This is a genomic window from Bradyrhizobium elkanii WSM2783 (assembly GCF_000472865.1).
GTDB lineage: Bacteria > Pseudomonadota > Alphaproteobacteria > Rhizobiales > Xanthobacteraceae > Bradyrhizobium > Bradyrhizobium elkanii_A.
The window spans coordinates 1-18,597 of the sequence record NZ_AXAP01000034.1; the positions used below are offsets into that span (position 1 = coordinate 1).

The 18,597-nt window shown below is 62.8% G+C and carries 25 protein-coding genes and 1 pseudogene; 13 read left to right on the forward strand and 13 right to left on the reverse strand.

The features are described from left to right. Positions 1 to 455 precede the first annotated feature (455 nt). Together YY7_RS58500 and YY7_RS0126255 are read left to right on the forward strand one after the other, a co-directional pair. Positions 456 to 650: pseudogene (locus YY7_RS58500) on the forward strand (nitroreductase family protein); the annotation flags it as partial. Positions 651 to 785: 135 nt separating this feature from the next. Continuing rightward, positions 786 to 1,322 carry a hypothetical protein gene (locus YY7_RS0126255; protein ID WP_028165823.1) on the forward strand — a complete coding sequence of 179 codons (537 nt, stop codon included), beginning with the start codon at positions 786 to 788 and terminating at the stop codon, positions 1,320 to 1,322. A 519-nt stretch (positions 1,323 to 1,841) separates the two neighbouring features. On the opposite strand, the gene YY7_RS58505 is transcribed toward YY7_RS0126255, so the two are convergent. Next, entirely contained in the window at positions 1,842 to 2,087 is a 246-nt protein-coding gene (locus YY7_RS58505; protein ID WP_080663856.1) for a DUF3551 domain-containing protein, read from the reverse strand. A gap of 415 nt (positions 2,088 to 2,502) precedes the next feature. On the opposite strand from YY7_RS58505, the gene YY7_RS0126265 reads away from it, so the two are divergent. Then, entirely contained in the window at positions 2,503 to 3,438 is a 936-nt protein-coding gene (locus YY7_RS0126265; RefSeq protein ID WP_245287408.1) for a hypothetical protein, read from the forward strand. Positions 3,439 to 3,508: 70 nt separating this feature from the next. Here YY7_RS0126265 and YY7_RS56765 read toward each other — a convergent pair whose 3' ends face one another. Next, positions 3,509 to 4,123 (reverse strand): TetR/AcrR family transcriptional regulator, encoded by a 615-nt coding sequence (locus YY7_RS56765; protein WP_051396926.1) that lies wholly within the window; start codon positions 4,121 to 4,123, stop codon positions 3,509 to 3,511. A gap of 89 nt (positions 4,124 to 4,212) precedes the next feature. Here YY7_RS56765 and YY7_RS0126275 point away from each other — a divergent pair, with 89 nt between their 5' ends. Genes YY7_RS0126275 through YY7_RS0126285 form a run of 3 tightly spaced genes read left to right on the forward strand, consistent with a single transcriptional unit; the run spans position 4,213 to position 6,750 of the window. Next, positions 4,213 to 5,232, forward strand: a complete 1,020-nt coding sequence (locus YY7_RS0126275) for a zinc-dependent alcohol dehydrogenase family protein (RefSeq protein WP_028165825.1) — start codon at positions 4,213 to 4,215, stop codon at positions 5,230 to 5,232. Beyond that, positions 5,229 to 6,086, forward strand: coding sequence for an alpha/beta fold hydrolase (locus YY7_RS56770; RefSeq protein ID WP_028165826.1), 858 nt, complete (start codon positions 5,229 to 5,231; stop codon positions 6,084 to 6,086). Before YY7_RS0126275 ends, YY7_RS56770 begins: the two co-directional genes overlap by 4 nt. Positions 6,087 to 6,090: 4 nt before the next feature. Beyond that, a complete protein-coding gene (locus YY7_RS0126285; protein WP_028165827.1) occupies positions 6,091 to 6,750 on the forward strand; it encodes a nitroreductase in 660 nt (219 codons plus the stop codon). Between the two features lie 128 nt (positions 6,751 to 6,878). Here the strand turns inward: YY7_RS0126285 and YY7_RS0126290 are convergent, their stop codons facing one another. Both YY7_RS0126290 and YY7_RS0126295 read right to left on the reverse strand, forming a co-directional pair. Next, a complete protein-coding gene (locus YY7_RS0126290) occupies positions 6,879 to 7,148 on the reverse strand; it encodes a DUF2312 domain-containing protein (protein ID WP_028165828.1) in 270 nt (89 codons plus the stop codon). A gap of 164 nt (positions 7,149 to 7,312) precedes the next feature. Beyond that, positions 7,313 to 7,594 (reverse strand): hypothetical protein, encoded by a 282-nt coding sequence (locus tag YY7_RS0126295; RefSeq protein WP_028165829.1) that lies wholly within the window; start codon positions 7,592 to 7,594, stop codon positions 7,313 to 7,315. 452 nt (positions 7,595 to 8,046) lie between these two features. Between YY7_RS0126295 and YY7_RS0126300 the strand changes: the two genes are divergently transcribed. Both YY7_RS0126300 and YY7_RS62035 read left to right on the forward strand, forming a co-directional pair. Beyond that, on the forward strand, positions 8,047 to 8,277 hold the full coding sequence (locus tag YY7_RS0126300; RefSeq protein ID WP_028165830.1) for a DUF6894 family protein: 231 nt from the start codon (positions 8,047 to 8,049) through the stop codon (positions 8,275 to 8,277). A gap of 11 nt (positions 8,278 to 8,288) precedes the next feature. Next, the gene (locus YY7_RS62035; protein WP_196237331.1) at positions 8,289 to 8,453 is read left to right on the forward strand and encodes a hypothetical protein; all 165 of its coding nucleotides are present in this window, start codon (positions 8,289 to 8,291) and stop codon (positions 8,451 to 8,453) included. A gap of 8 nt (positions 8,454 to 8,461) precedes the next feature. Here YY7_RS62035 and serA read toward each other — a convergent pair whose 3' ends face one another. Together serA and YY7_RS0126315 are read right to left on the reverse strand one after the other, a co-directional pair. Then, entirely contained in the window at positions 8,462 to 9,718 is a 1,257-nt protein-coding gene (gene serA / locus YY7_RS0126310; protein WP_028165831.1) for a phosphoglycerate dehydrogenase, read from the reverse strand. A gap of 142 nt (positions 9,719 to 9,860) precedes the next feature. Then, positions 9,861 to 10,067, reverse strand: a complete 207-nt coding sequence (locus YY7_RS0126315) for a hypothetical protein (RefSeq protein WP_028165832.1) — start codon at positions 10,065 to 10,067, stop codon at positions 9,861 to 9,863. 174 nt (positions 10,068 to 10,241) lie between these two features. Here YY7_RS0126315 and YY7_RS52880 point away from each other — a divergent pair, with 174 nt between their 5' ends. Continuing rightward, positions 10,242 to 11,096 carry a DUF2306 domain-containing protein gene (locus YY7_RS52880; RefSeq protein ID WP_051396936.1) on the forward strand — a complete coding sequence of 285 codons (855 nt, stop codon included), beginning with the start codon at positions 10,242 to 10,244 and terminating at the stop codon, positions 11,094 to 11,096. Between the two features lie 411 nt (positions 11,097 to 11,507). Next, complete coding sequence (locus tag YY7_RS0126325) at positions 11,508 to 11,750, forward strand: hypothetical protein (protein WP_028165833.1); 243 nt, start codon at positions 11,508 to 11,510, stop codon at positions 11,748 to 11,750. A gap of 107 nt (positions 11,751 to 11,857) precedes the next feature. Here the strand turns inward: YY7_RS0126325 and YY7_RS0126330 are convergent, their stop codons facing one another. From YY7_RS0126330 to YY7_RS52890, 5 genes are all read right to left on the reverse strand, one after another. Next, positions 11,858 to 12,094, reverse strand: coding sequence for a hypothetical protein (locus YY7_RS0126330; RefSeq protein ID WP_155255328.1), 237 nt, complete (start codon positions 12,092 to 12,094; stop codon positions 11,858 to 11,860). A gap of 472 nt (positions 12,095 to 12,566) precedes the next feature. Continuing rightward, entirely contained in the window at positions 12,567 to 12,734 is a 168-nt protein-coding gene (locus YY7_RS62040; RefSeq protein WP_196237332.1) for a hypothetical protein, read from the reverse strand. A 200-nt stretch (positions 12,735 to 12,934) separates the two neighbouring features. Next, a complete protein-coding gene (locus YY7_RS52885; protein WP_051396927.1) occupies positions 12,935 to 13,300 on the reverse strand; it encodes a hypothetical protein in 366 nt (121 codons plus the stop codon). Positions 13,301 to 14,090: 790 nt separating this feature from the next. Beyond that, entirely contained in the window at positions 14,091 to 14,588 is a 498-nt protein-coding gene (locus YY7_RS0126350; protein ID WP_245287415.1) for a septal ring lytic transglycosylase RlpA family protein, read from the reverse strand. A gap of 354 nt (positions 14,589 to 14,942) precedes the next feature. Beyond that, positions 14,943 to 15,542, reverse strand: coding sequence for a L,D-transpeptidase (locus YY7_RS52890; protein ID WP_196237335.1), 600 nt, complete (start codon positions 15,540 to 15,542; stop codon positions 14,943 to 14,945). Positions 15,543 to 15,773: 231 nt separating this feature from the next. On the opposite strand from YY7_RS52890, the gene YY7_RS0126360 reads away from it, so the two are divergent. Both YY7_RS0126360 and YY7_RS0126365 read left to right on the forward strand, forming a co-directional pair. After that, complete coding sequence (locus YY7_RS0126360; RefSeq protein WP_028165837.1) at positions 15,774 to 16,154, forward strand: hypothetical protein; 381 nt, start codon at positions 15,774 to 15,776, stop codon at positions 16,152 to 16,154. 197 nt (positions 16,155 to 16,351) lie between these two features. Then, complete coding sequence (locus YY7_RS0126365) at positions 16,352 to 17,302, forward strand: hypothetical protein (protein ID WP_028165838.1); 951 nt, start codon at positions 16,352 to 16,354, stop codon at positions 17,300 to 17,302. Between the two features lie 26 nt (positions 17,303 to 17,328). On the opposite strand, the gene YY7_RS0126370 is transcribed toward YY7_RS0126365, so the two are convergent. Further along, complete coding sequence (locus tag YY7_RS0126370) at positions 17,329 to 17,514, reverse strand: hypothetical protein (protein WP_028165839.1); 186 nt, start codon at positions 17,512 to 17,514, stop codon at positions 17,329 to 17,331. A gap of 210 nt (positions 17,515 to 17,724) precedes the next feature. Here YY7_RS0126370 and YY7_RS0126375 point away from each other — a divergent pair, with 210 nt between their 5' ends. Continuing rightward, on the forward strand, positions 17,725 to 17,979 hold the full coding sequence (locus tag YY7_RS0126375) for a hypothetical protein (RefSeq protein WP_028165840.1): 255 nt from the start codon (positions 17,725 to 17,727) through the stop codon (positions 17,977 to 17,979). A gap of 20 nt (positions 17,980 to 17,999) precedes the next feature. On the opposite strand, the gene YY7_RS0126380 is transcribed toward YY7_RS0126375, so the two are convergent. Continuing rightward, a complete protein-coding gene (locus tag YY7_RS0126380; protein WP_028165841.1) occupies positions 18,000 to 18,590 on the reverse strand; it encodes an NADPH-dependent FMN reductase in 591 nt (196 codons plus the stop codon). Between the last annotated feature and the right edge of the window lie 7 nt (positions 18,591 to 18,597).

Consider the following 18,597-nt stretch of genomic DNA (forward strand, 5'->3'; position numbering starts at 1 on the left):
CGGACGGCGAAGTCGTGTGGTCCTGGCGCCCCGACGCTGGCGCTAAGTCCTTAAGGGATGGAAACATCCCTAAGGGCGACGGTGGCAAGAAAGCCCGGTCACCGAGGAGAGCACGAAGTAAGCCGTAACACCACCGCGCAGGGAAAGCCGGAGTTGCTTCGGTTGAACCTGTGGTCCTACCCCCGTGCTTTTTGTTGCACGGGACCCACGGGTGCAACCGGCACCCGGCTTTCCCTGCGCCCTCTACATCGAAAGAGGGTCAACGAAAACGCGGACCTCGGGCACATCGTGCCGCGGGAACGCGGACTCGCATCGCATCCGCTGTTTGACAATCGAATCGAAACACGTAGCCGCAGGGCGGGATGGTTAGTCCAATTTTGTCGCTAGTGCCGAAGATCCGGGAGACAGCCATCCAGTTTGATCGCCGCGCTCTTTCATCCGAATCTACAACTCTGATGGTTGCCTTCGACGAGCAATTTCGCCAGCAGTTGCGCGAACTCCTCATCTGGCGGCGCGACGTGCGGCGCTTCCGAACCGATCCGCTGCCGGACGGCACCTTGGAGCGGCTCATCGACATCGCCTGCCTGTCCCCATCGGTCGGGCTGAGCCAGCCGTGGCGGTTCGTTATCGTGGAGGACCCGGTAATCCGCCCGCTTACTCTAGCCCGCCCCGCGCACTGAGGCTCGGTCCCAAGGAACCCCTCTGCGTCGGAGACGTTTGAAGCAACGGGCGGGCGCAAGCCGTATCACGACCTCATCGTCGCTTCGGCAAGACAGGAGAGCGCGATGAAACAGATGCTCATCCTTGCGGTCACCCTGTGGCTTGGTGTGTCTGCCACCGCTCACGCGCAGGTGAGTACATCGGTAGGCACGCAGCCGAACCCTCAGGTCAGCGCTCAAACCGGCGCGCAGGTCAACTCCCCGACCAACGCAGTGAGCACGGTGACCGGCGCGATCGTGCCATCCGGCCGGGGAGTAACCGGGGCAACGGGAGGAAGCTTCAGCACCATTGCGCCCGTGGCGGTGCCCTGTGCGGCCGGCGTATCGCTGAGCGCCGATCTGACGGCGTTCGGCTGCGCATCCGATCCGCTCGGCGCCCCAACCTACCAAGTTCCGGCGGAGGCAGGGGCCACCGCGGTGACAACGGCACCAGTGGGCAGCATTGCCCCGAACACGCAAACCGGCACGCCCAACGCCACGTCGGGCGCAGGTGGCGCAGTCGGCGGTGTTGCCTCATCGAGCGTGCGTTGCCTGGGCGCGATACCGTCAATGGCCGGCAATGCCAGCGCAGGCGATCTCTTCGGCGGCATCGGTGGATGCTAGGCGCGTGCTCGTAAACCAGTTCGTAGGGCAGATCAGCGCCAGCGTAATCCGCCGCTCGCTCTCGCCGCTGACGGCCGCAAGGGCAAGTTGCGTCATCCCGGTCCTGAACCACTGCAAGTGAATCGGGTGCAGTCCTGGTAAACACCTCGACACTCGAACGATGGTAGCTGTTTCAGATGACGGCAGTCGCGATATCGCGCACGACAGGTATTCACGCATTGCTGCCTGGCCGTCTGAGCGGCTGCCAATGTGTCGGCGGCGAGATCGGAATCGCGCGCATTGAGCCTTCCAATGCTCAAGGACAGAGGCACTGCCACGAGCGCGCAGATGACGGCAAACGACTGCTTGGTGCATTTCATGGCTCAGCCCCCGTTCAGGTCTGGCTCGGTCGTTGCGCGGCCGGTCCGCTTGCCGGACGCGATGCAGATGAAGCGGCCGTCAACGTCGGACGGCCGGATCTCGTCCGACAAGCCGTTCGCGCTGAGCCCGCCGCGCGGCCTTCCTTATGTCACCACGATCTCAGTGCGGCGGCGGCCAGCGGCCTGGCTGCGTGTAGAAAAACGCGAAGCGCGGGTTGATCCCGCAATAGGAGAACGTGCCGGATGCGCTCGCCTGGCATTGTTCGTAGGTCCAGAACTGGCAAAGGCCCGGAAGGCCCCAGTCCTTTCCCTGCAGGCAGTAAGGGTAGTCCTGCGCGGTAGCTGGCGAGATTGCTCCCACTGCTACCGGAACGGCGACGGACAGGGCGAATATGAGACGTCGCATGCGATACCTCCTGAGGTTGGTGCCTGGTTCGACGCAGGAAGTCGTTCTTGCGCTGTTGCCGAAAAGCAGCGCGATCGATTTCGAATTCGTCGAGCACAGGCCCGAAGGTGCGCACCAGGGAGGGAAAGCAGTTGCGATCCGTCCGAGAAACAGGGCGCCCGGCCAGCATGGGCTCAGTGGGAATGGCGCGCTATGCGGATTCGGCATCTGCGCAGGTCAACGCCGGCTTGCGAAGCCATCAGCCCGCAGGGCGGATTAGCCGACGGCGTAATCTGCCGGACCCGGCCGAGGTCGCCTTAAATTCTCCCTCACGCCGGCCTTATCTTGATCCAAACGGCGACGGCAACTATCCTCCCGATGATCTCGGACTGCCGCACTCATTCCGTTGATGCAAGACTGAATGGAGAGCGCATCGGTGGCTGATACGGACAACCCGAAGCCGGACGAACCGCAGGGCACGCCGCGCGCCGATGGCGAACTGGCGCGGGCCTATGAACGGATCAAAAGTGCCGGCGAAGACCTTACGCGGCTGGACAGATTGGTCTCCGGATTGGAGCGCGGCGACGGCCCAAAGATCCGGCAGGAAGATGCCGGCGCCGCGCCACCCGACGCTGCCACCGTGAACGAGACTCCAACACCAGAGAACCAGGCTCGCGACCCAGGCCCGAGACGGGGTCGGCCCCTGCTGCGAGCCGTCGGCGGCCTTCTGTTGGCGCTGGGCATCGCGGGTGCTGCGCTGGCTTCGCGATACGGCAATGAGACCAAGGCGATCATGGCGCGATGGACCCCGCAAGCCTCGATGGCGTCCCCGGAGGCGTCCGAGCCTCGCGGTCCGACCAGGTCGCTGACCGTCCAGGTGGCAGAGGCAGGCGAACCACCCTCGCCGCCGTCTTCGAGCCCCAAGGAAGCGCCGGCGCCTTCGAACCCCAAGGAAACGAAAGACGCTCCGCCAGCCGGCTCCGCCAAGTCCGCCGACTCGACATCCATAGATGTCGCGCAATCGCTCAAGACCATCGCGCAGGGCCTTGTAAGCATCAACGACAAGCTGGAGCAACTGAAGAGCAGTCACGAACAAACGCTTCGCGAGCATGCCGAGTCCATTCAACAGCTCAAGGCGGCTCAGGAGCAGAATGCGAAAGACAGCGCGCGCATCGCCGAGCAGCTACAGGCGCTGCAAGCGCAGCTTGCCGCTTCATCCGCGAAACCCTCCGCGCCGACCGTGAGGAAAGAGAGCAGCGTGGCTGCGCGCCCGCACGTGCCCGTAGTCGAACCTCGGCGGCCCAGACGGCCGCCAGGGCCTTGGAGGCCGCCGCCGTATACGGTCGACCCCTGGGACGATCCATATTGGTGAGGTGTGCGCCCCTCGACGGGCAAATCAGTTCCACTTTGCTCGCGCTGAAGCGGTTTTCCGACGCTGCGAACTACATCTTGCTCGCGGCTCCGATCAACAGTGCCTTCATCGCTTTGCCCGTCAGCGCCATTGGAATTGCATCCCTTGATGCCGCGCGCTCCAGCGCAAACCCATGCGATAGCGCGAGCAGAGTTATGGCGAGATCGGCGGGCGCCAGGCTCCCCTTGTTGCCGAATTTCGCGAAGGTCTGCTCAATCAGACCGGATAGCGTTTGACGATATTCAGCATAGGTCCGGACAAAGGCGTCGTCGGTCTTGTTCGCGCGCGATACCCGCAACTGGAACTCGGCCATCAGCAGGCACCAATCGGGATGGTCGCCGAGCTCGATGTATCGTGCGGCCGCTTTTTCGACGAGCTGCTCGAAGCTGTCACTCGTCGTCAGTGCCGCTTCAAAATCGCGCAGATCCCGCTCCAGGTGCCGCTTGAGCAGCGTGAGAAAGATCTCGTCCTTGTCGGCAAAATTCGAATAGAACGCGCCGCGCGAGAATCCGGCAGTTTCGGCGATCTCATCCACCGATGCGCCTTCGAAGCCCAGCCTGGCGAAGCAGGCCGAGGCCGAGCGCATCAGCAACTCGCGGGTCCGTGTCTGGCTCTCCTCGCGATTCAATCGCTTCACTTTTCGCATTGGTCCTCCTGTCGCGAGCCGAATCCTGACGCTTGACAGCCTAACATCTTTGCATTCAGATACATTTATGTATTTGGATGGCGATTTGTATGAAGTGCTGGGAAGTTCGGTCATTCGACGTCGAAGGACTGGCGCTCGGGGAGCGGCCTGACCCGATCGCGGGCGAAGGCGAGGTGCTCGTGGAAATCGATGCCGTCTCGCTGAATTATCGTGACCTCGCGATTGCGCGCGGCGTTTACGCGCCCTCGCAGTCACTCCCGATGATCCCCGCCTCCGATGCCGTCGGCCGCATCGTCGCGGTCGGCCCCGGTGTCGAGCGATGGCATGTCGGCGAGCGCGTGATCGGCTGCTACATGCAGAGCTGGGACCGGGGACCGAGCGAGCCTTCCGACCGCACCCGGACGCTGGGCTCGCCACTGGACGGCGTGCTCTGCGAGCGGCGCGTCTTTCCGGCCGATTTCGTGGTACGCGCCCCCGACCGATTGACTGATGTCGAATGCGCGACGCTTCCTATCGCAGCACTCACCGCCTGGTGCGCCCTCTTCGATCTTGCCGGCGCGAAACCCGGCGAAACGGTGGTCGTGCAGGGCTCGGGCGGGGTGTCGACCTTTGCCGCTCAATTCGCGCTTGCCGCAGGTTTGCGCGTGGTGGCGGTGTCGCGCTCCGCGGCCAAGGCCGCCGCAATCCGTAATCTCGGTGTCGAGAGCGTGATCCTTGCTTCGGATACACCGGAATGGGGCAAGGAAGTCGTCCGCGCGACGCACAAACGGGGCGCGGACGTGATCGTGGATGTGGGCGGCGACTCCACGTTCGCCCAGTCGGTGGCTGCAAGCGGGCAGAACGGTCGGATCATTGCCGTGGGCTTTCTCGGTGGCCTGTCGACCAAGGTCGAGCTTGGTCAGGTAATTTCGAAAAACCTCACGATCCGCGGCATCACCGTCGGATCGCGCGCCAGCTTCGAGGCGATGCTGTCCTTCATCGAAACGGCCGCGTTCAAGCCGGTGATCGACAGCCTTTATCCATTTGAGGCAGTGCCGGAAGCCTATCGCCGACTCGCCAGCGCCGACCAGCACGGCAAGATCTGTATCGACGTCAGGAGCGTGCAATGACAGGGCTTACCGAGTGGTGGGATAGCGGCTCGACGATCGAGGTTGATGGCCACGCCATCTTCACGCGCGTGGAAGGGAGCGGGCCAACCGTCGTCTTCCTCCACGGCTTTCCGACCTCCTCGCACGATTGGGCTGGCGTCATCATCCGCCTTCGCGACCATTACCGTTGCGTGACGTTCGACTATTTGGGCTACGGTGCCTCCGAAAAGCCGACCGATGCCAATTATTCGGCGCTGATCCAAACCGACCGTGCGCTCGCGATCCTTGCTGCTCTCGGCGTTACCGAGGCCGATGTCGTCGCGCACGATCTGGGCGGCATCCTGCTTCAGGACATGCTGCACCGCCAGCTCGAGGACCGGTTGGAACTCGGTCTGAGGCAGGCGATCTTCATGAACTCCTCGGTCTACGCGGAGCTTTACCGTCCGACCCCGACGCAACTCGCCCTCGCCGACCCGGTCCAGGGACCGATCATCGCCCGATCGCTCTCGCGCGCAACGCTCGAAGCAGCGATGGCGACACTGTTCCCGTCTCGCCGGCTCGCGGCCTCAGAGCTCGATGACATGTGGGACGCCATTCGGCGCGCAGATGGACAACTGCTCTGGCCGCGGCACCTGGTCTACATGGCCGAGCGGTCCGGGCTTTCCCCGCAGTGGGAAGCCGCACTGTCGCAGACCGGCGTCAAGCTTGGCTTCGTCTATGGCGCTGCCGATCCAATTTCCGGCAGCGCTATTCTCGAACGCGCAAGCGCGAAGCTACCGCATGCCCGTGTGACCGCGCTTGCCGGTCTCGGCCATTATCCGCAACTCGAGCGGCCGGATGAAGTGGCCGACGCGCTCACCAAACTCCTTGGTTGATCTCATGAATGTTGCGGAAGCTATCGAGCGGCGCATTTCGGTTCGATCGTTCAAATCCGATCCCGTCACCAAGCAGCAGGTCCTGCGGCTGCTCGATAAAGCCAGGCGCGCGCCATCGGGCGGCAATCTCCAGCCATGGCGCGTCTATGCGCTTCAGGGCGCCCCGCTTGACGAACTCAAGGCCCGCGCAACTGCCAATCCGCTTGGAGAGCCTCCGGAATACCAAGTCTATCCGAATTCGCTGTGGGACCCGTACCGGCGCCGACGCTGGGAATGTGGAGAGGATCTCTACACCACGATCGGCATTCCCCGGGAAGATCGTGCCGGCCGACTGCAGCAATTGGCGAAGAACGGACAACTATTCGGCGCGCCGGTCGGCCTGTTCTTCTGCCTCGACCGCAGGCTCGGCCCTCCGCAATGGGCCGATCTCGGCATGTTCATCCAGACGGTGATGCTGCTCGCCGTCGAGGATGGACTGTCGACCTGCGCGCAGGAATACTGGTCGCGCTATCCCCGGACGCTGGCAGACCTGCTTGGACTGCCAGCCGAGGAAATGGTGTTTTGCGGGATGGGCCTGGGATACGCGGACGAAAATCCCATCAACACGCTCAGGACCAGGCGGGACCCGATCTCCGATTGGGTTGCGTTCCGCGGCTTCGACTGACATCGTTATGTCAGCATTGGCCGCGATACGCTGCCCGGACGTCGGCAGGTTACGCGGAGCCTGTCATCGGGCCGCGCGAAGCGCAGCCCCGATGGTTCACCCGCCCGACGCGCGTCACTTTGATCGTGTCATGCCGCTTTGGCGGTCTTTTCCGGCGGCGAGGTTTCCATCGCGCGCATGTAGAGATCGAGCAGGCTCTCGCGCTCGTCGCGCTCGTCCTTGTCCTCTTTCCGCAGCTTGATGATCTCCTTGAGGATCTTCACGTCGAAGCCTTCGCCCTTGGCTTCCGAGAAGACTTCCTTCTTCTGCTCGTTCAACTCCTGCAATTCGGTGTCCAGATTCTCGATCCGCTCGACGAAGGAACGAATACGCCCGCCGGGAATGGTGATGTCAGACATGGTGCCTCTTTGCTGAATGAGGTCGTGAAAATGCGCGGAAAGAAATGACCAAATTCTTAACCCGCCGTCCTGCCTCACCGCCGTCCACAAGCGGCGGCCATCAAGAAAAAAGGCCCGCGCGGTCGCGGGCCTTTTGGCATTTCGTGCGGCTTTGGACGCGGCGCTCAGTGGGCCGCGAGACCGGAGGTTTGGGTCGGACTTTGTGTCGCCGACGCCGCCTTGAGTTTCGGTCGCTGTGTCAGCACGCTGAGCTGGTGCGGAGAAGCCGCTGCGGTGGCGACCGGCGACTGCTCCCGGACATTCGCCGCTCCCAGCAATCCAACCTGCACCTGCGAGATCGGCAGGCCGTTGAGTTCATAGGTCGGCAACTCCGCAGCAAAGCTGGCAGCGCCGCCTGCCATTGAGATCGCGACGGCGGCCGCAAGGGTTAGGCAAGTCTTCTTCACTGCAATTCTCCTGAGTGGATTCGCTGCTCAGGATATAGGTCTCTTGCTGCACTGCGGCATTCACTATTGTTGCATTGCAACAATGCAGGAATGCGCACCTCTCGACGCGATAGTGAGCGGGATCAATGCGCAACAGCCATCGTCGCGTCATGGAGCGATTCGTTTCGCCGGCTGCCGGCGCCGTAGATTCGAAGTGCAGAAGCGAGCAGCAAGACAGAACGATTTTCCGTTCGCAAAACCCGGTCACGCGAACGCCGTGGATCGCCGCGAGAAGAACGACCCCGTTCACATTTTTCTGAGCTCATGCAGCCGTTTAGCGAACCGATCACATCGGCTTGATTCGAATCCTCTGCATTCCCCGTAACTTCCCGATGGGGGATCACCCGGATTCTCAGCCGTCATCCCTGCTGCTATCGATAGGCCGTGAGGTCGCTTGCCGCAGGAGGCGGAACATGACTGAACTGTATTTCCACTGCTCCGACGCTGAGCACGTCATCATCGACGAATGCGGCCACGCCATGGACCTGGCCGAGGCACGCGAGCACGCGGAAGGCCTGGTCCGCGCCCTCATCATGACGCCAAGCGAGGAAGATTGGCGGAGCTGGGTCCTGCACGTCACCGATGAGCTCGGCGACGAGGTCCTCGCCGTGCCGTTCGCATCAGTGCTTGGCAAGTCGCATTGAGGGCGGAGCCGGTGCCGCTCGCACAGCCGTCATGGACACCGCTGCGCCGAGCGCTGAAGGCGATCATCGCCGGCTGCTGCAAGCTGATCGGAGCCGTCTGCGATCCCTACCGGCCCGAGCTTCACTACATGCGAGGGCCCGGCCCAAAGTGGCGCGCGAAGCAGCAGACCCCGTAGGGAGCCCCTCACCGCGCCATCGGCCGATTCTGATCGTACAGCACGCGGACGCGGATGGTGCCGTCGACAGCCCGTAAATCCGCCAGCAATCCCTCGCCCTCGCCGCCGACGACGTCGGTCTCGAGCACGACATAGCCGACTTCCGGATCGGTCTGCAGGTATTGCGCGAGGATGTTGATGCCGTGACGGGAGACGGCGTCGTTCACCTGCCGCAGCACGCCGGGGACGTTCCGGTGCACGTGGATGAAGCGGGTGCCGGTTGGGCGGGCCGGCAGTTGCACCTGCGGGAAGTTGACCGCGCCGAGCGTTGAGCCGACATCGGAATAGTCGATGAGCTTGCGCGCGACCTCGCCGCCGATGCGATCCTGGGCTTCCTCGGTGGAGCCGCCGACATGCGGGGTCAGGATCACGTTGGAAAGGCCCTGCAGCGGCGAGACGAAGCGGTCCGCATTCGAGGCCGGCTCCACCGGGAAGACGTCGACGGCCGCGCCGGCGAGCCAGCCCTCGCCGAGCACCCGGGCCAGGGCATCAAGGTCAACGACGGTGCCGCGCGAGTTGTTGATGAGGTAGGCGCCCTGCCTCATCTGCCGCAATTCACGCTCGCCGATCATGTTGGCGGTGGCCGGCGTCTCCGGCACGTGCAGGGAGACCACGTCGCTCGCGGCGAGCAGCTCATCCAGCGTCTCGACCGGCTCGGTGTTGCCGTGGCGGAGCTTGTCGGTCTGATCGAAGAAGATCACGCGCATGCCCATGGCTTCCGCGAGATTCGACAATTGCGAGCCGATATTGCCGTAGCCGACGATGCCGAGCGTCTTGCCGCGCACCTCGCGGCTGCCCTCCGCGGACTTGTCCCAGCCGCCGGCATGCGCCGCGACCGAGCGCGGGAACACCTTTCGGAGCAGCATCACCACCTCGGCAATGGTGAGTTCCGCGACGCTGCGCGTGTTGGAATAAGGCGCGTTGAACACTGGGATGCCAAGCCGCCGCGCCGCGTCGAGATCGACCTGGTTGGTGCCGACGGAAAAACAGCCGACCGCAATCAGCCGATCGGCCGCCTCGATCACGTCGGCGGTGAGCTGGGTCCTGGAACGAATGCCCAGCATATGCACACCCGACAGCGCCTGCTTGAGCTCCTTGGCGCCGAGCGCCTTCGGCAGACGCTCGACCTCGGTGTAACCATTGGCGTCGAACAGGCGAACGGCAGAATCGTTCACGCCTTCCAGCAGCAGGACGCGGATCTTTTGCTTGGGCAGAGACAGGGGCATCGGTCGTCCATTCGTGGTCTGCCCGGGCCGATCGTCGGAGTTTGGTCTGGCCCGGAGGAGCGGACGGATATCCGCCCTTGCCGCCCGAGGCAACCGCTATCCGCGATTGGCGCTGCACGCCCGCCACCAGCTCCGCCGACCCTCACCCGCCCAGCACATTCCCCCATCCGTCGAACACGAACTCCCGCCACGCAACCGCTCCGTCGGCGCGCGCGTTGCTGGTGCGGCGGAAGTCGTCGGCTTCGTCGCCGATCCAGGTGACAATCTCGTCCGTGGTACGGTCATGCAGGATCGCCGGCTCGGACGGGTCAAAGTTCATCATGGGATGCAGGGTTTGCTGAGCTGTCATGCTTGCACAACGCGCTGGAGACCACGAAAGTTGCGCTCGATCGATCACATGCGTTCGAATTACATCGGTAACGTCATCGGCCAGGCTCCGAGCCTTGCAGTCATCCCAATGCCTCAATCAGCCCCAAATCCTGTTCGTCGCGCGTCAAACTTACGCTGAGCTATCGCAGTGTCCTTGCAATTCGAACTTGATCGGCAACAAAGCAGCTCGATCGGCGCAAATGCCGTCGGCGCGGCGGCGTTGCGATGGACGATGACCGCCCTTGTGGCTGCCGTCTGGATCAGCGCGGCCATCTTCGGCCTCTATATCGTTGCGATCTATCTTGGCGCGCTGGTGGATGGAAATCTTGATCAGTGGAACCGGGATCTGCCGCGCCTTCACGATCCGCATTCGCTGCTGGCAACAATGGGTATCGGGCTGCATTTTGCGGCCGGCACGGTGCTGCTTCTGCTCGGGCCGTTGCAACTGATCAGCGCCGTGCGGGCAAGAGCACCGGCGTTTCACCGGTGGGTCGGCCGGCTCTATGCATTGTCAGCACTCATGGCCGGCTTGGGCGGGCTCGCTTTTATCGCCGTGCAGGGCACCATCGGCGGGACACCGATGAATATCGGTTTCAGCCTCTATGGCGCGCTCACGGCCATCGCCGCCGTCACAACGTTCTGGCATGCGCGAGGCAAACGCTTCGAGCAGCATCGCGCCTGGGCGATCCGGCTGTTTGCACTGGTGATCGGATCCTGGCTCTACCGGATGGACTACGGATTCTGGGCATTGCTCGGCCACAACATGGGCCACACGCCGACATTCGATGGGGGCTTTGACGTCGTGATGGCTTTCTTTTTCTACATTCCCAATCTGATCGTTGCCGAGGCGTTCATTCGCGCGCGCGAGCTGCGCTCTGCTGTTCACGTCAAAATCGGAGCGGCGATTTGCATGGGCATTGCCGCAGCGTTCATCGCCGTAAGCACGTACTACTTCACGGCCTTGCACTGGGGACCGAGGATTGTGCAGAGGCTTCTCTTGATCCTGTGATGGAGCACGGCGGCCGCTCATCGCCAGAAGAAGCAGGATTGCTGTCTTACTTCGTAGCTCGGCTCCTTCGCCGCCAGTGCAGAGAAAAGACCGGCGGGCGTTACGCCGCCGGCCTTCTCTTGTAGCTGCCGGCTCCCGGATCCGGTTCCGCCACAAATTCCCGTGCCTTTAAGGGGACGCCGATAAGTTTAATAAAGTCCTAACAAGGCAAAAGTGGCCTTGATCACAGTTTGTGGCCAGCGGGCCACCGGAAAACTACGGAACATTTCATCGCGGAACGAGCCGTGTGATGCATTCGGGCATCGCTGCACACCGTTCTCGCGCGACGCTTAACCATTGTGCGTTGGTCGTATTAGGGAACCAACGACTCAGTGCTACCATGCAGTGCATACCGAAACAGGAGTGGTTCGGATGCCTTGCTACAGCTTCGATCTCGTCGTTGGGGAAGAGTTCAGGAATCAGGGCTCGATCATTCTCGAGGACCTGCACGTCGCCTCCGACAGAGCCGACCAGCTCGCCAACGAGCTCTCACAGGTCAAGCCCGAGTTGAAAGCGAAAGGCTGCGCGGTTCGCGTCACCGACGCCGACAATATCGAACTGTACCGCACACCACTCGATCCCGTTCCGGCGTGGCGCTCCGCAGGGCGGATTTGAGCAACGGCGCGCTTCAAACGGTTTGAAGGCGGACGGCGCGAGAGCGCGATCCGCCTTCGACTGAAGAAGCCGGCGGCTTACCCATGCTCGCCGACGTCGTCACTACGTCAGTGCCTGACGTGATGCCTCGCGGACGCGCGCGCATGACGCGCCGGAGGCGCAGCCGACAGATCGACGCGGCCGAAGGACGCCAGCGCATTCTGTGGGTAGGAATGAGAGCCGACGCCGAGGCTCTGATAGAACGCCGCCGCGCCAGGCTCCTGGACCGCCTGCTGCGCGACCACCGGACTCGCGACCATTGCTGATACCAATGCAACCGCGCTGAAAAGCTTGAACCTAGTCATTGCCTATTCCCCTTTCGACTTGACCAAACAAATCATGTTTGAACTCTCGCCAACGTTTCGAAGTCATCGTGGCGTTCGCGGCTGCAGATGGCGATCAGACGTTCACGTTCAATAGAATGATACTCATCATCCAAAAAACATCATCGTGATCGGCCACGGCGGATGTGTGCGTAAAAGGGGTCGGGGCATCTCTGCTTGATGTGTCTTAGGAAGAAGCTTCGCCTGGCGATCAACCGACAATACGGACGTTCTCAATCGAGCGCCGAAATGAAATGATCTTCCCGGGCACCAACCGCTGATGCAGCCGCGCAGTCAGCGCATCGCGGTCTCGCGCCCGGCGATCGGTCGTTCACGTTTTGCTGAATTGATGGAGCAGAACTCGTAGGCCGGATTGGCGGCAGCGTAATCCGCCACCCACAGCCAGCCGATCGGCGGATTGCGCTTCGCTGATCCGCCTACGCAATCCGAAAAATCACGCTGCTAACAATCGATCGAACTCCGCCGGAGCGTACGACTTCCCCTCTTTGTCCGTGATCACGACCTGCCAGCCGGCGCTGGCGAAGACGCGTGCCTTGGCAACGATGATCAATGAGCTCTGGCGTTCGACCTTGACTTTCTCGTTGTCGCGTTCTGCGATCATTTTGTAGGACAATTTCTTTTTCCCATGTTTGTACTTGCCCGGTTTTCGCCACTAGCCAACAGGTTTTGGCCGCAATTCGCCGGGAACGTGACGATTTGATGGAACGGCGCCTGCGCCGTTCTGCCGTTGCGACGGGCGCATAGCGGAAGCAGCAACAAAAAAGCGGCCCGTGGGCCGCTCTCCTGTCGCTACTGCGTTCCTCAATAAGGATCGTAGTAATAGGCGTAGGAATCATACGGCTCGAACGGCGCAGCGGCGATCGCGGCTGCGGTACCGATCGCTCCACCGACGACGCCGGCAGCGACCGCGCCTGGACCCGGCCCGTAATAGGGTCGGTGATAGACGGGTCCGTATCCGTAGTAGACCGGTCGATAATAATAGCCCATGCGGGGATAACGGCCGGTGTTATAGGGCGTACCGACGCCATAGCTACCGGTCATGTAGCGCGAATTCGGATAGTTGAACCCGATCGAACCGGGTTCCTGCGTGACTCCCTGCGCCATCAACGGGGTGGCGAACGTCGTCGCCAACACCGCGGCGGCACTCAACAATGCGAGCTTCTTCATCGGTCCTCCTCCAATGGTGCCCCTTCGGAGGCCCAACTGTGGAACACGGGCGCCGTTCCGACCTTTCAGTCAACGCGCCGTGAAGTTCCGCGGCGCTATGGACGGGTGCAACCGGCACCCCCGCTTTCCCTGCGCCCTCTGTGTTTCGGGGAGGGTGAAACGAACGCAAAGCTCGGGCAATTCACGCCGCGAGAACGCGAACGCACATCCCCTCACAAACTCCGCCGTCATGCCCCGCGAAGGCGGGGCATCCAGTATCCGGCGGCCTTTCGGCTCAAACTCAACCGCTCTGGAATACTGGATCGTCCGCCGGAGCCTGTCATCGGGCGGCCATTCGGCCGACCCGGTGGCGGACGATGACAGCGGAAAGCTGCTTGAAATTTGAATCGGAAGGATCCGCTGGTCGTCCCGGGCTTGCGCGCCGCGGCGAAGCCCCTTTGGCCTAGCCGGGACCTTGTTGCGGGCTGCCGAAGCGCGCCGAAGAAAAACCCCGCCTCCACGAATGGAAGGCGGGGTTGAAGTTCATTGGGTAAGAATCCGCACGCAATGGATAAGTTCAAGGCGCGGGACGTAGCGTTTCGAATCTTATCGCGCCGATGGACGTCGGCAACCTGATTAAAGCGCCGCATGCGAGGGAAATTTTCCCGACGACGACACAGAAAATTCCCGAACGCGTCAAGGCAAGAGTCTAGCGCGTGATGACTTTTCTTCGAATCGTCATCCCGCTCTCGCTCTTTGTCTGAGCATGATCTTTTTCGGAAAGCCGGTACCCACTTTTCCGGATCATGCTCTAGTGGACCACATCAAGCTTGACGTTGGTGACGCCCTTGCCGACCATTCCGAGTTCTTGCGCGGCGGAATAGGAGACGTCGACGACTCGTCCCCGCACATAAGGTCCGCGGTCGTTGACCCGCACCGTCACCGAACGGCCGCTCTTCACGTCGGTGACGCGAAGCTTGGTGCCGAACGGCAAGGTCGGATGGGCTGCGGTCAGTTCGTTCTTGTCGAACTTCTCTCCGCTCGCGGTCTGCGAGTCCTCACTGTAGAAGCTCGCGACACCCTGGGATGCGACCTTGACATCGCCACCCTTGCGCGACGCCAGCCGCGCGTGCTTGCGCATTGCCGCTACCCGCTTCTTCATCGCGACCGCCGCCGTGCGGGTGTACACGTACGATGCCTGCCTGCTCGCGCCGATCTCCGATCGTTGGCTGACGACGGTTGACTGCGCGCAGGCCGCCAATGAAGCGGCCCCGAGGACCACAGCAATGAGCCGCGTGGCCCTCCACATAGAACCGGATGAGACCAAGTGCGCATCAACCTGCGCGAGCGCCCTGATGTCGACGTACGAATTTGCGGCAGCGTCGAAGCACATGTTGCATCCCCAACTCGCGCCCCTAGCCCAAGCCGAAATCCAACATGGTTAAGGGCGGCCTCCAATCGCGTCAGGGCGCGCTTGTCGCTGCGCGATTCCTTCGATGTGTGGTGATTGCGCCACAGCCGGCGCTGTCATTCTGGGCCGGATGCGTACGACGCGCGCTGGCTCAGAATCAAATGGACCGCAGGCACAGCGGAAAGATGCATTCCGGCTGCGACGCTAACGCGTCGCCCCGAAATGAGGGATGGAGAGTTGGATTAGATCAAATCATCCGCGGCGCGCGCTGAACGGCCCAACCGACGCCGTGCCGGCGGCAGGCGGCAGCACGACGACTGTGGCGCCCTGCTTCACCCGGCCAAACAGATCGATCACGTCGGAATTGGCCATGCGGATGCAGCCGGAGGAGATCGCCTGCCCGATGTATTCCGGCTGATTGGTGCCGTGGATGCGGTACAGCGTGTCCTTGTTGCCCTGGTAGAGATAGAGCGCACGCGCACCGAGCGGATTGGCCGGTCCACCGGCGACTCGCGACGGATAAGGTCCGAGCCGCTCCTGGATGTCTTTGGTCGGAACCCAGTCGGGCCACTCGGCCATGCGGCCAACGGTGGCGACCCCGGAGAAGGCCATCGCTTCCTCGCCGACCGCCACACCGTAGCGGATCGCCTTGCCACCTGGCAGCACGTAATAGAGATAGCGCGCGTCGGTATCGACCAGGATCGAGCCCGGCTGTTCCTTGCGCGAATAGTCGACGATGTGGCGCTGGAACTGCTCCGGGATAGCGGCCTGCGCGTAAGGCGGATTGGCCAACAACTGCCGATCGCGCGGCGTCATGCTTGCATCTGTGGATGGCGACAGCGTCGTCTGCATGCAGCCGGCGAGCCCCACTGCCCCCGTCAGCAAAACTGCGAGCCCCAATCTCGACACCGCACGTCTCCCCTGCGTTAACCTATTACCTAGTTGCTGCCAGAATAATGCTGAAATCATGGCAACAGCCATTGGAACACGTCTGTTTGATTGAATCAGCATGTTCTGCCTTGCCTCGGTTGCACGGCGCGAGCGTCGACGCTAGCCTCCTCAAAAAACAGGAGGTTCCCAAGGATGCGCTCTCGTTTATTGATCGCGGGACTGTTGCTTGCTGCTCAGCCCGCGCAGGCCGATCCGCGCTCGGCCTATGTCACGCTGGTGCTGCAGGCGTTTGCCGCCAAGGTCGAGTGCCCCAACACCGACCTCGTCTATCAGGACCTGGTGCAGAAGGCCCAGGAGATGCACCTGCCCGATGGCACCACGGAGAAGGTGCGCAAGGCGATCGCGTTCATGCACACCGGGGGCAAGATGGGCGAGCGGCAGGACGACGAGCTCATGGCCGAAGTCGCGGTCGCCACGCAGGCGACTGATCTCGACCAGCGGCGGCTGGGCATGACGACATGGTGCGAAACACAGAAGACTCACCTTGCCGGCTTCATCCGTCCGAAGAACTAGCTGCGTGCCCATTGCGCGGCTGATTCCCGAGTTCCGGGGAAACCAGTCGCCGTGGGCGGCCCCAGACTCTCCCTCCTCTCGCCTTGCTTTGGTCACACCTGGCTGGAGTCGTGGGGCTGGGCAGAGGATGGTTGACGTAGTGTTAATCCGCCGGCCGCTTCCAGAGCGGGTGGCATTGGACTGAAGATGGAGCGCCAATGCTTTCCACGCTGAACACTAATCCTGCTAAAGAATCCGATCCGCACGATGTTTTCGTGATCGACCCCGAAGTCGTTCTCGCCGCGCGTGGAGATCGTGTACCGCCAACGCCGCCTGCCGAAGTGAACCAGACGCCGGCACCGCAGAGCTACGTGACATCCGGCGCCTCGGCGCCATCGCTCGATACCGCCTTTCGCGTCACAGCCAGCGATCACATCCAGCTCCCGAGCGAGCCTTCGCCGTTCGCCAAATGGGCCAAGCGCGCCGCCATGGGCTTCCTGTTCGCTCTGCTCAGCGCTTTCGCGGCGGCAGCCTGGAAGCATCATGGCGATACTGCCAAGCAGATGATTGCGGACTGGATACCGCAGGTCTCGTTGCTGTCGTCGTTGTCCTCGTCACCGTCGGGTAAGGCGACGGCGCCCGCCGAGCAATTGGCCCCGCCCGCCGATCAGGCCGCGACAGACCAATCAGCCTCACCCGCCGTTCAAACCGCCTCAACCGATCAGGCGGTCGCTCAGCCGGACACCCCTGCTCAGGCACAGCCAGCGCAAGCCGCCGCGCCGACCACGGCCGCCGCCCTCTCTGCTGATTCCTCACAGTTGTTGCAGTCGATGGCGCACGATCTCGCGACGATGGGCCAACAGATCGAGCAACTCAAAGCCAGCATCGCGCAGCTCAAGGCTGGCCAGGATCAGATCGCCCGCGACATCGCCAGGAATTCTGAGGCCAGGGTGTCGGCACAAGCCGTGCAGCCGCGCGCCGCGCCGCCGCCGCGGCCGGTCGCAGCGCCCGTGCGCAGGCCGAAGCCGCCGACATATCCGCCCGCGCAAACCGCCGCTGCAGCTCCGCCCCTGCCGCCACCATCAGCGCCGGCGCCGTTGCAAACGGTGCCCGAGCCACCGGCGCAGGATGGCGGACCGGTGGTGCGGCCGCCGATGCCGGTGCGATAGCTCTCGTCAGCTAGTGCGATAGCTCATCAGCTCTGGTGGGGGCCGCGCATGATCTTCATGGCGGCTTCGATGTGGCGCCATTCACGGGCCTCGTCGGCCTCGCCCTGGCTCTCGCAGGCTTGCGCCTTCTGCGCCGCCCGGGCGATCGCCTCAAAGCCGTGCTGCTCCAACATCTGCCGCGCGATCACGTGAATCTGCGTCTCTGGCATCATGTCGCTCTCCCGATGTTGCCTGCGCCGGTCGTCACACTGTCCTGGTTGGCCGCAGTTGGTTCTAAACCGGCGAACGACAACGACGTTCCCAGGACCTGGGCTGATCGGTCATTTTCCGATTGTTAAGCAAAGTCCGGCGCATGGGGCCGCTTGGCAAAAATTTTCCACAATTGCTTCTAGAAAAGTCTGCATCGAAAAGGAGAACCTCCGATGCGGATCGCAGCAGTGATCTTCGCAGGTTCGGTGGCTGCGCTTGCGCATTTTGCCACGCCGGTCCTCGCGAAGAACTCGGAAACCCAGCCCGACGCCCAGAAGGCCGACGAGAATCGGGCTACATCGCCCTGCCGCGCCTATCAAAAGGCAGCCGACGGTTCATGGCAGCAGATGCCCTGCCAGGAGATGGGCGCGCCTGCCGAGACCAAGCGCAAATCGGCCACCGGAAATTCGGATCAGCGAACGCGCTAGTTAAGGGCCCTCGCCTCAACTCAGTAAGGCGGCTTCTTGCGCGCCCGCTGCTCCTTGGCGGCTTCGACCCACCATATGAGATCATCGGCAAAGCGCGGAAAGGCCCGCTCCAGCGCCTTGCCGCCCTCGCCGATCGGCTTTCCATCCGCCGACAGCGTCTGCCCGATCGGTCCGACGCCGATCGTGCTTGAAATCACCACCATGCCCATCTCGGAGAGCGTGCCATGCCAGGCGGTCGCGGCACGCGCGCCGGAGAGACGTCCGGCGGAATAGCTTGCGATCGCGGCAGGCCGCCAGAACCACTCCTCCAGGAAATGATCGGTGAGGTTCTTCAGCCCCGGCTGGATGCCCCAATTGTATTCGCCGGTGATGAACACGAAGCCGTCGGCCTCGCGGATTTGGCCCGCAAGCTTCTCCAGCGCAGCGGGCGCCGTGCCCTTCGGATACTCCTTGTACATGCGGTCGAGCATGGGCAATCCGACCCCCTTCGCGTCGATGAATTCGACGTCCTCGCCGCGGGCGCGCAGGCCCTCGACCACGAAGCTTGCAAGCCGAATGCCCATGCGGTCGGAGCGATAGGAGCCGTAGAAGACGAGGATACGATGGGCCATGCCGGTC

Bases quoted from the DNA above. Each gene is read 5' to 3' on its own strand.
- YY7_RS0126255 (WP_028165823.1), top strand. From the start codon at position 786: ATGAAACAGATGCTCATCCTTGCGGTCACCCTGTGGCTTGGTGTGTCT.
- YY7_RS58505 (WP_080663856.1), bottom strand. From the start codon at position 2,087: ATGCGACGTCTCATATTCGCCCTGTCCGTCGCCGTTCCGGTAGCAGTG.
- YY7_RS56765 (WP_051396926.1), bottom strand. From the start codon at position 4,123: ATGCGAAAAGTGAAGCGATTGAATCGCGAGGAGAGCCAGACACGGACC.
- YY7_RS0126275 (WP_028165825.1), top strand. From the start codon at position 4,213: ATGAAGTGCTGGGAAGTTCGGTCATTCGACGTCGAAGGACTGGCGCTC.
- YY7_RS56770 (WP_028165826.1), top strand. From the start codon at position 5,229: ATGACAGGGCTTACCGAGTGGTGGGATAGCGGCTCGACGATCGAGGTT.
- YY7_RS0126285 (WP_028165827.1), top strand. From the start codon at position 6,091: ATGAATGTTGCGGAAGCTATCGAGCGGCGCATTTCGGTTCGATCGTTC.
- YY7_RS0126290 (WP_028165828.1), bottom strand. From the start codon at position 7,148: ATGTCTGACATCACCATTCCCGGCGGGCGTATTCGTTCCTTCGTCGAG.
- YY7_RS0126300 (WP_028165830.1), top strand. From the start codon at position 8,047: ATGACTGAACTGTATTTCCACTGCTCCGACGCTGAGCACGTCATCATC.
- serA (WP_028165831.1), bottom strand. From the start codon at position 9,718: ATGCCCCTGTCTCTGCCCAAGCAAAAGATCCGCGTCCTGCTGCTGGAA.
- YY7_RS0126315 (WP_028165832.1), bottom strand. From the start codon at position 10,067: ATGACAGCTCAGCAAACCCTGCATCCCATGATGAACTTTGACCCGTCC.
- YY7_RS0126325 (WP_028165833.1), top strand. From the start codon at position 11,508: ATGCCTTGCTACAGCTTCGATCTCGTCGTTGGGGAAGAGTTCAGGAAT.
- YY7_RS0126330 (WP_155255328.1), bottom strand. From the start codon at position 12,094: ATGACTAGGTTCAAGCTTTTCAGCGCGGTTGCATTGGTATCAGCAATG.
- YY7_RS62040 (WP_196237332.1), bottom strand. From the start codon at position 12,734: ATGATCGCAGAACGCGACAACGAGAAAGTCAAGGTCGAACGCCAGAGC.
- YY7_RS52885 (WP_051396927.1), bottom strand. From the start codon at position 13,300: ATGAAGAAGCTCGCATTGTTGAGTGCCGCCGCGGTGTTGGCGACGACG.
- YY7_RS0126350 (WP_245287415.1), bottom strand. From the start codon at position 14,588: ATGTGGAGGGCCACGCGGCTCATTGCTGTGGTCCTCGGGGCCGCTTCA.
- YY7_RS52890 (WP_196237335.1), bottom strand. From the start codon at position 15,542: ATGCAGACGACGCTGTCGCCATCCACAGATGCAAGCATGACGCCGCGC.
- YY7_RS0126360 (WP_028165837.1), top strand. From the start codon at position 15,774: ATGCGCTCTCGTTTATTGATCGCGGGACTGTTGCTTGCTGCTCAGCCC.
- YY7_RS0126365 (WP_028165838.1), top strand. From the start codon at position 16,352: ATGCTTTCCACGCTGAACACTAATCCTGCTAAAGAATCCGATCCGCAC.
- YY7_RS0126370 (WP_028165839.1), bottom strand. From the start codon at position 17,514: ATGATGCCAGAGACGCAGATTCACGTGATCGCGCGGCAGATGTTGGAG.
- YY7_RS0126375 (WP_028165840.1), top strand. From the start codon at position 17,725: ATGCGGATCGCAGCAGTGATCTTCGCAGGTTCGGTGGCTGCGCTTGCG.
- YY7_RS0126380 (WP_028165841.1), bottom strand. From the start codon at position 18,590: ATGGCCCATCGTATCCTCGTCTTCTACGGCTCCTATCGCTCCGACCGC.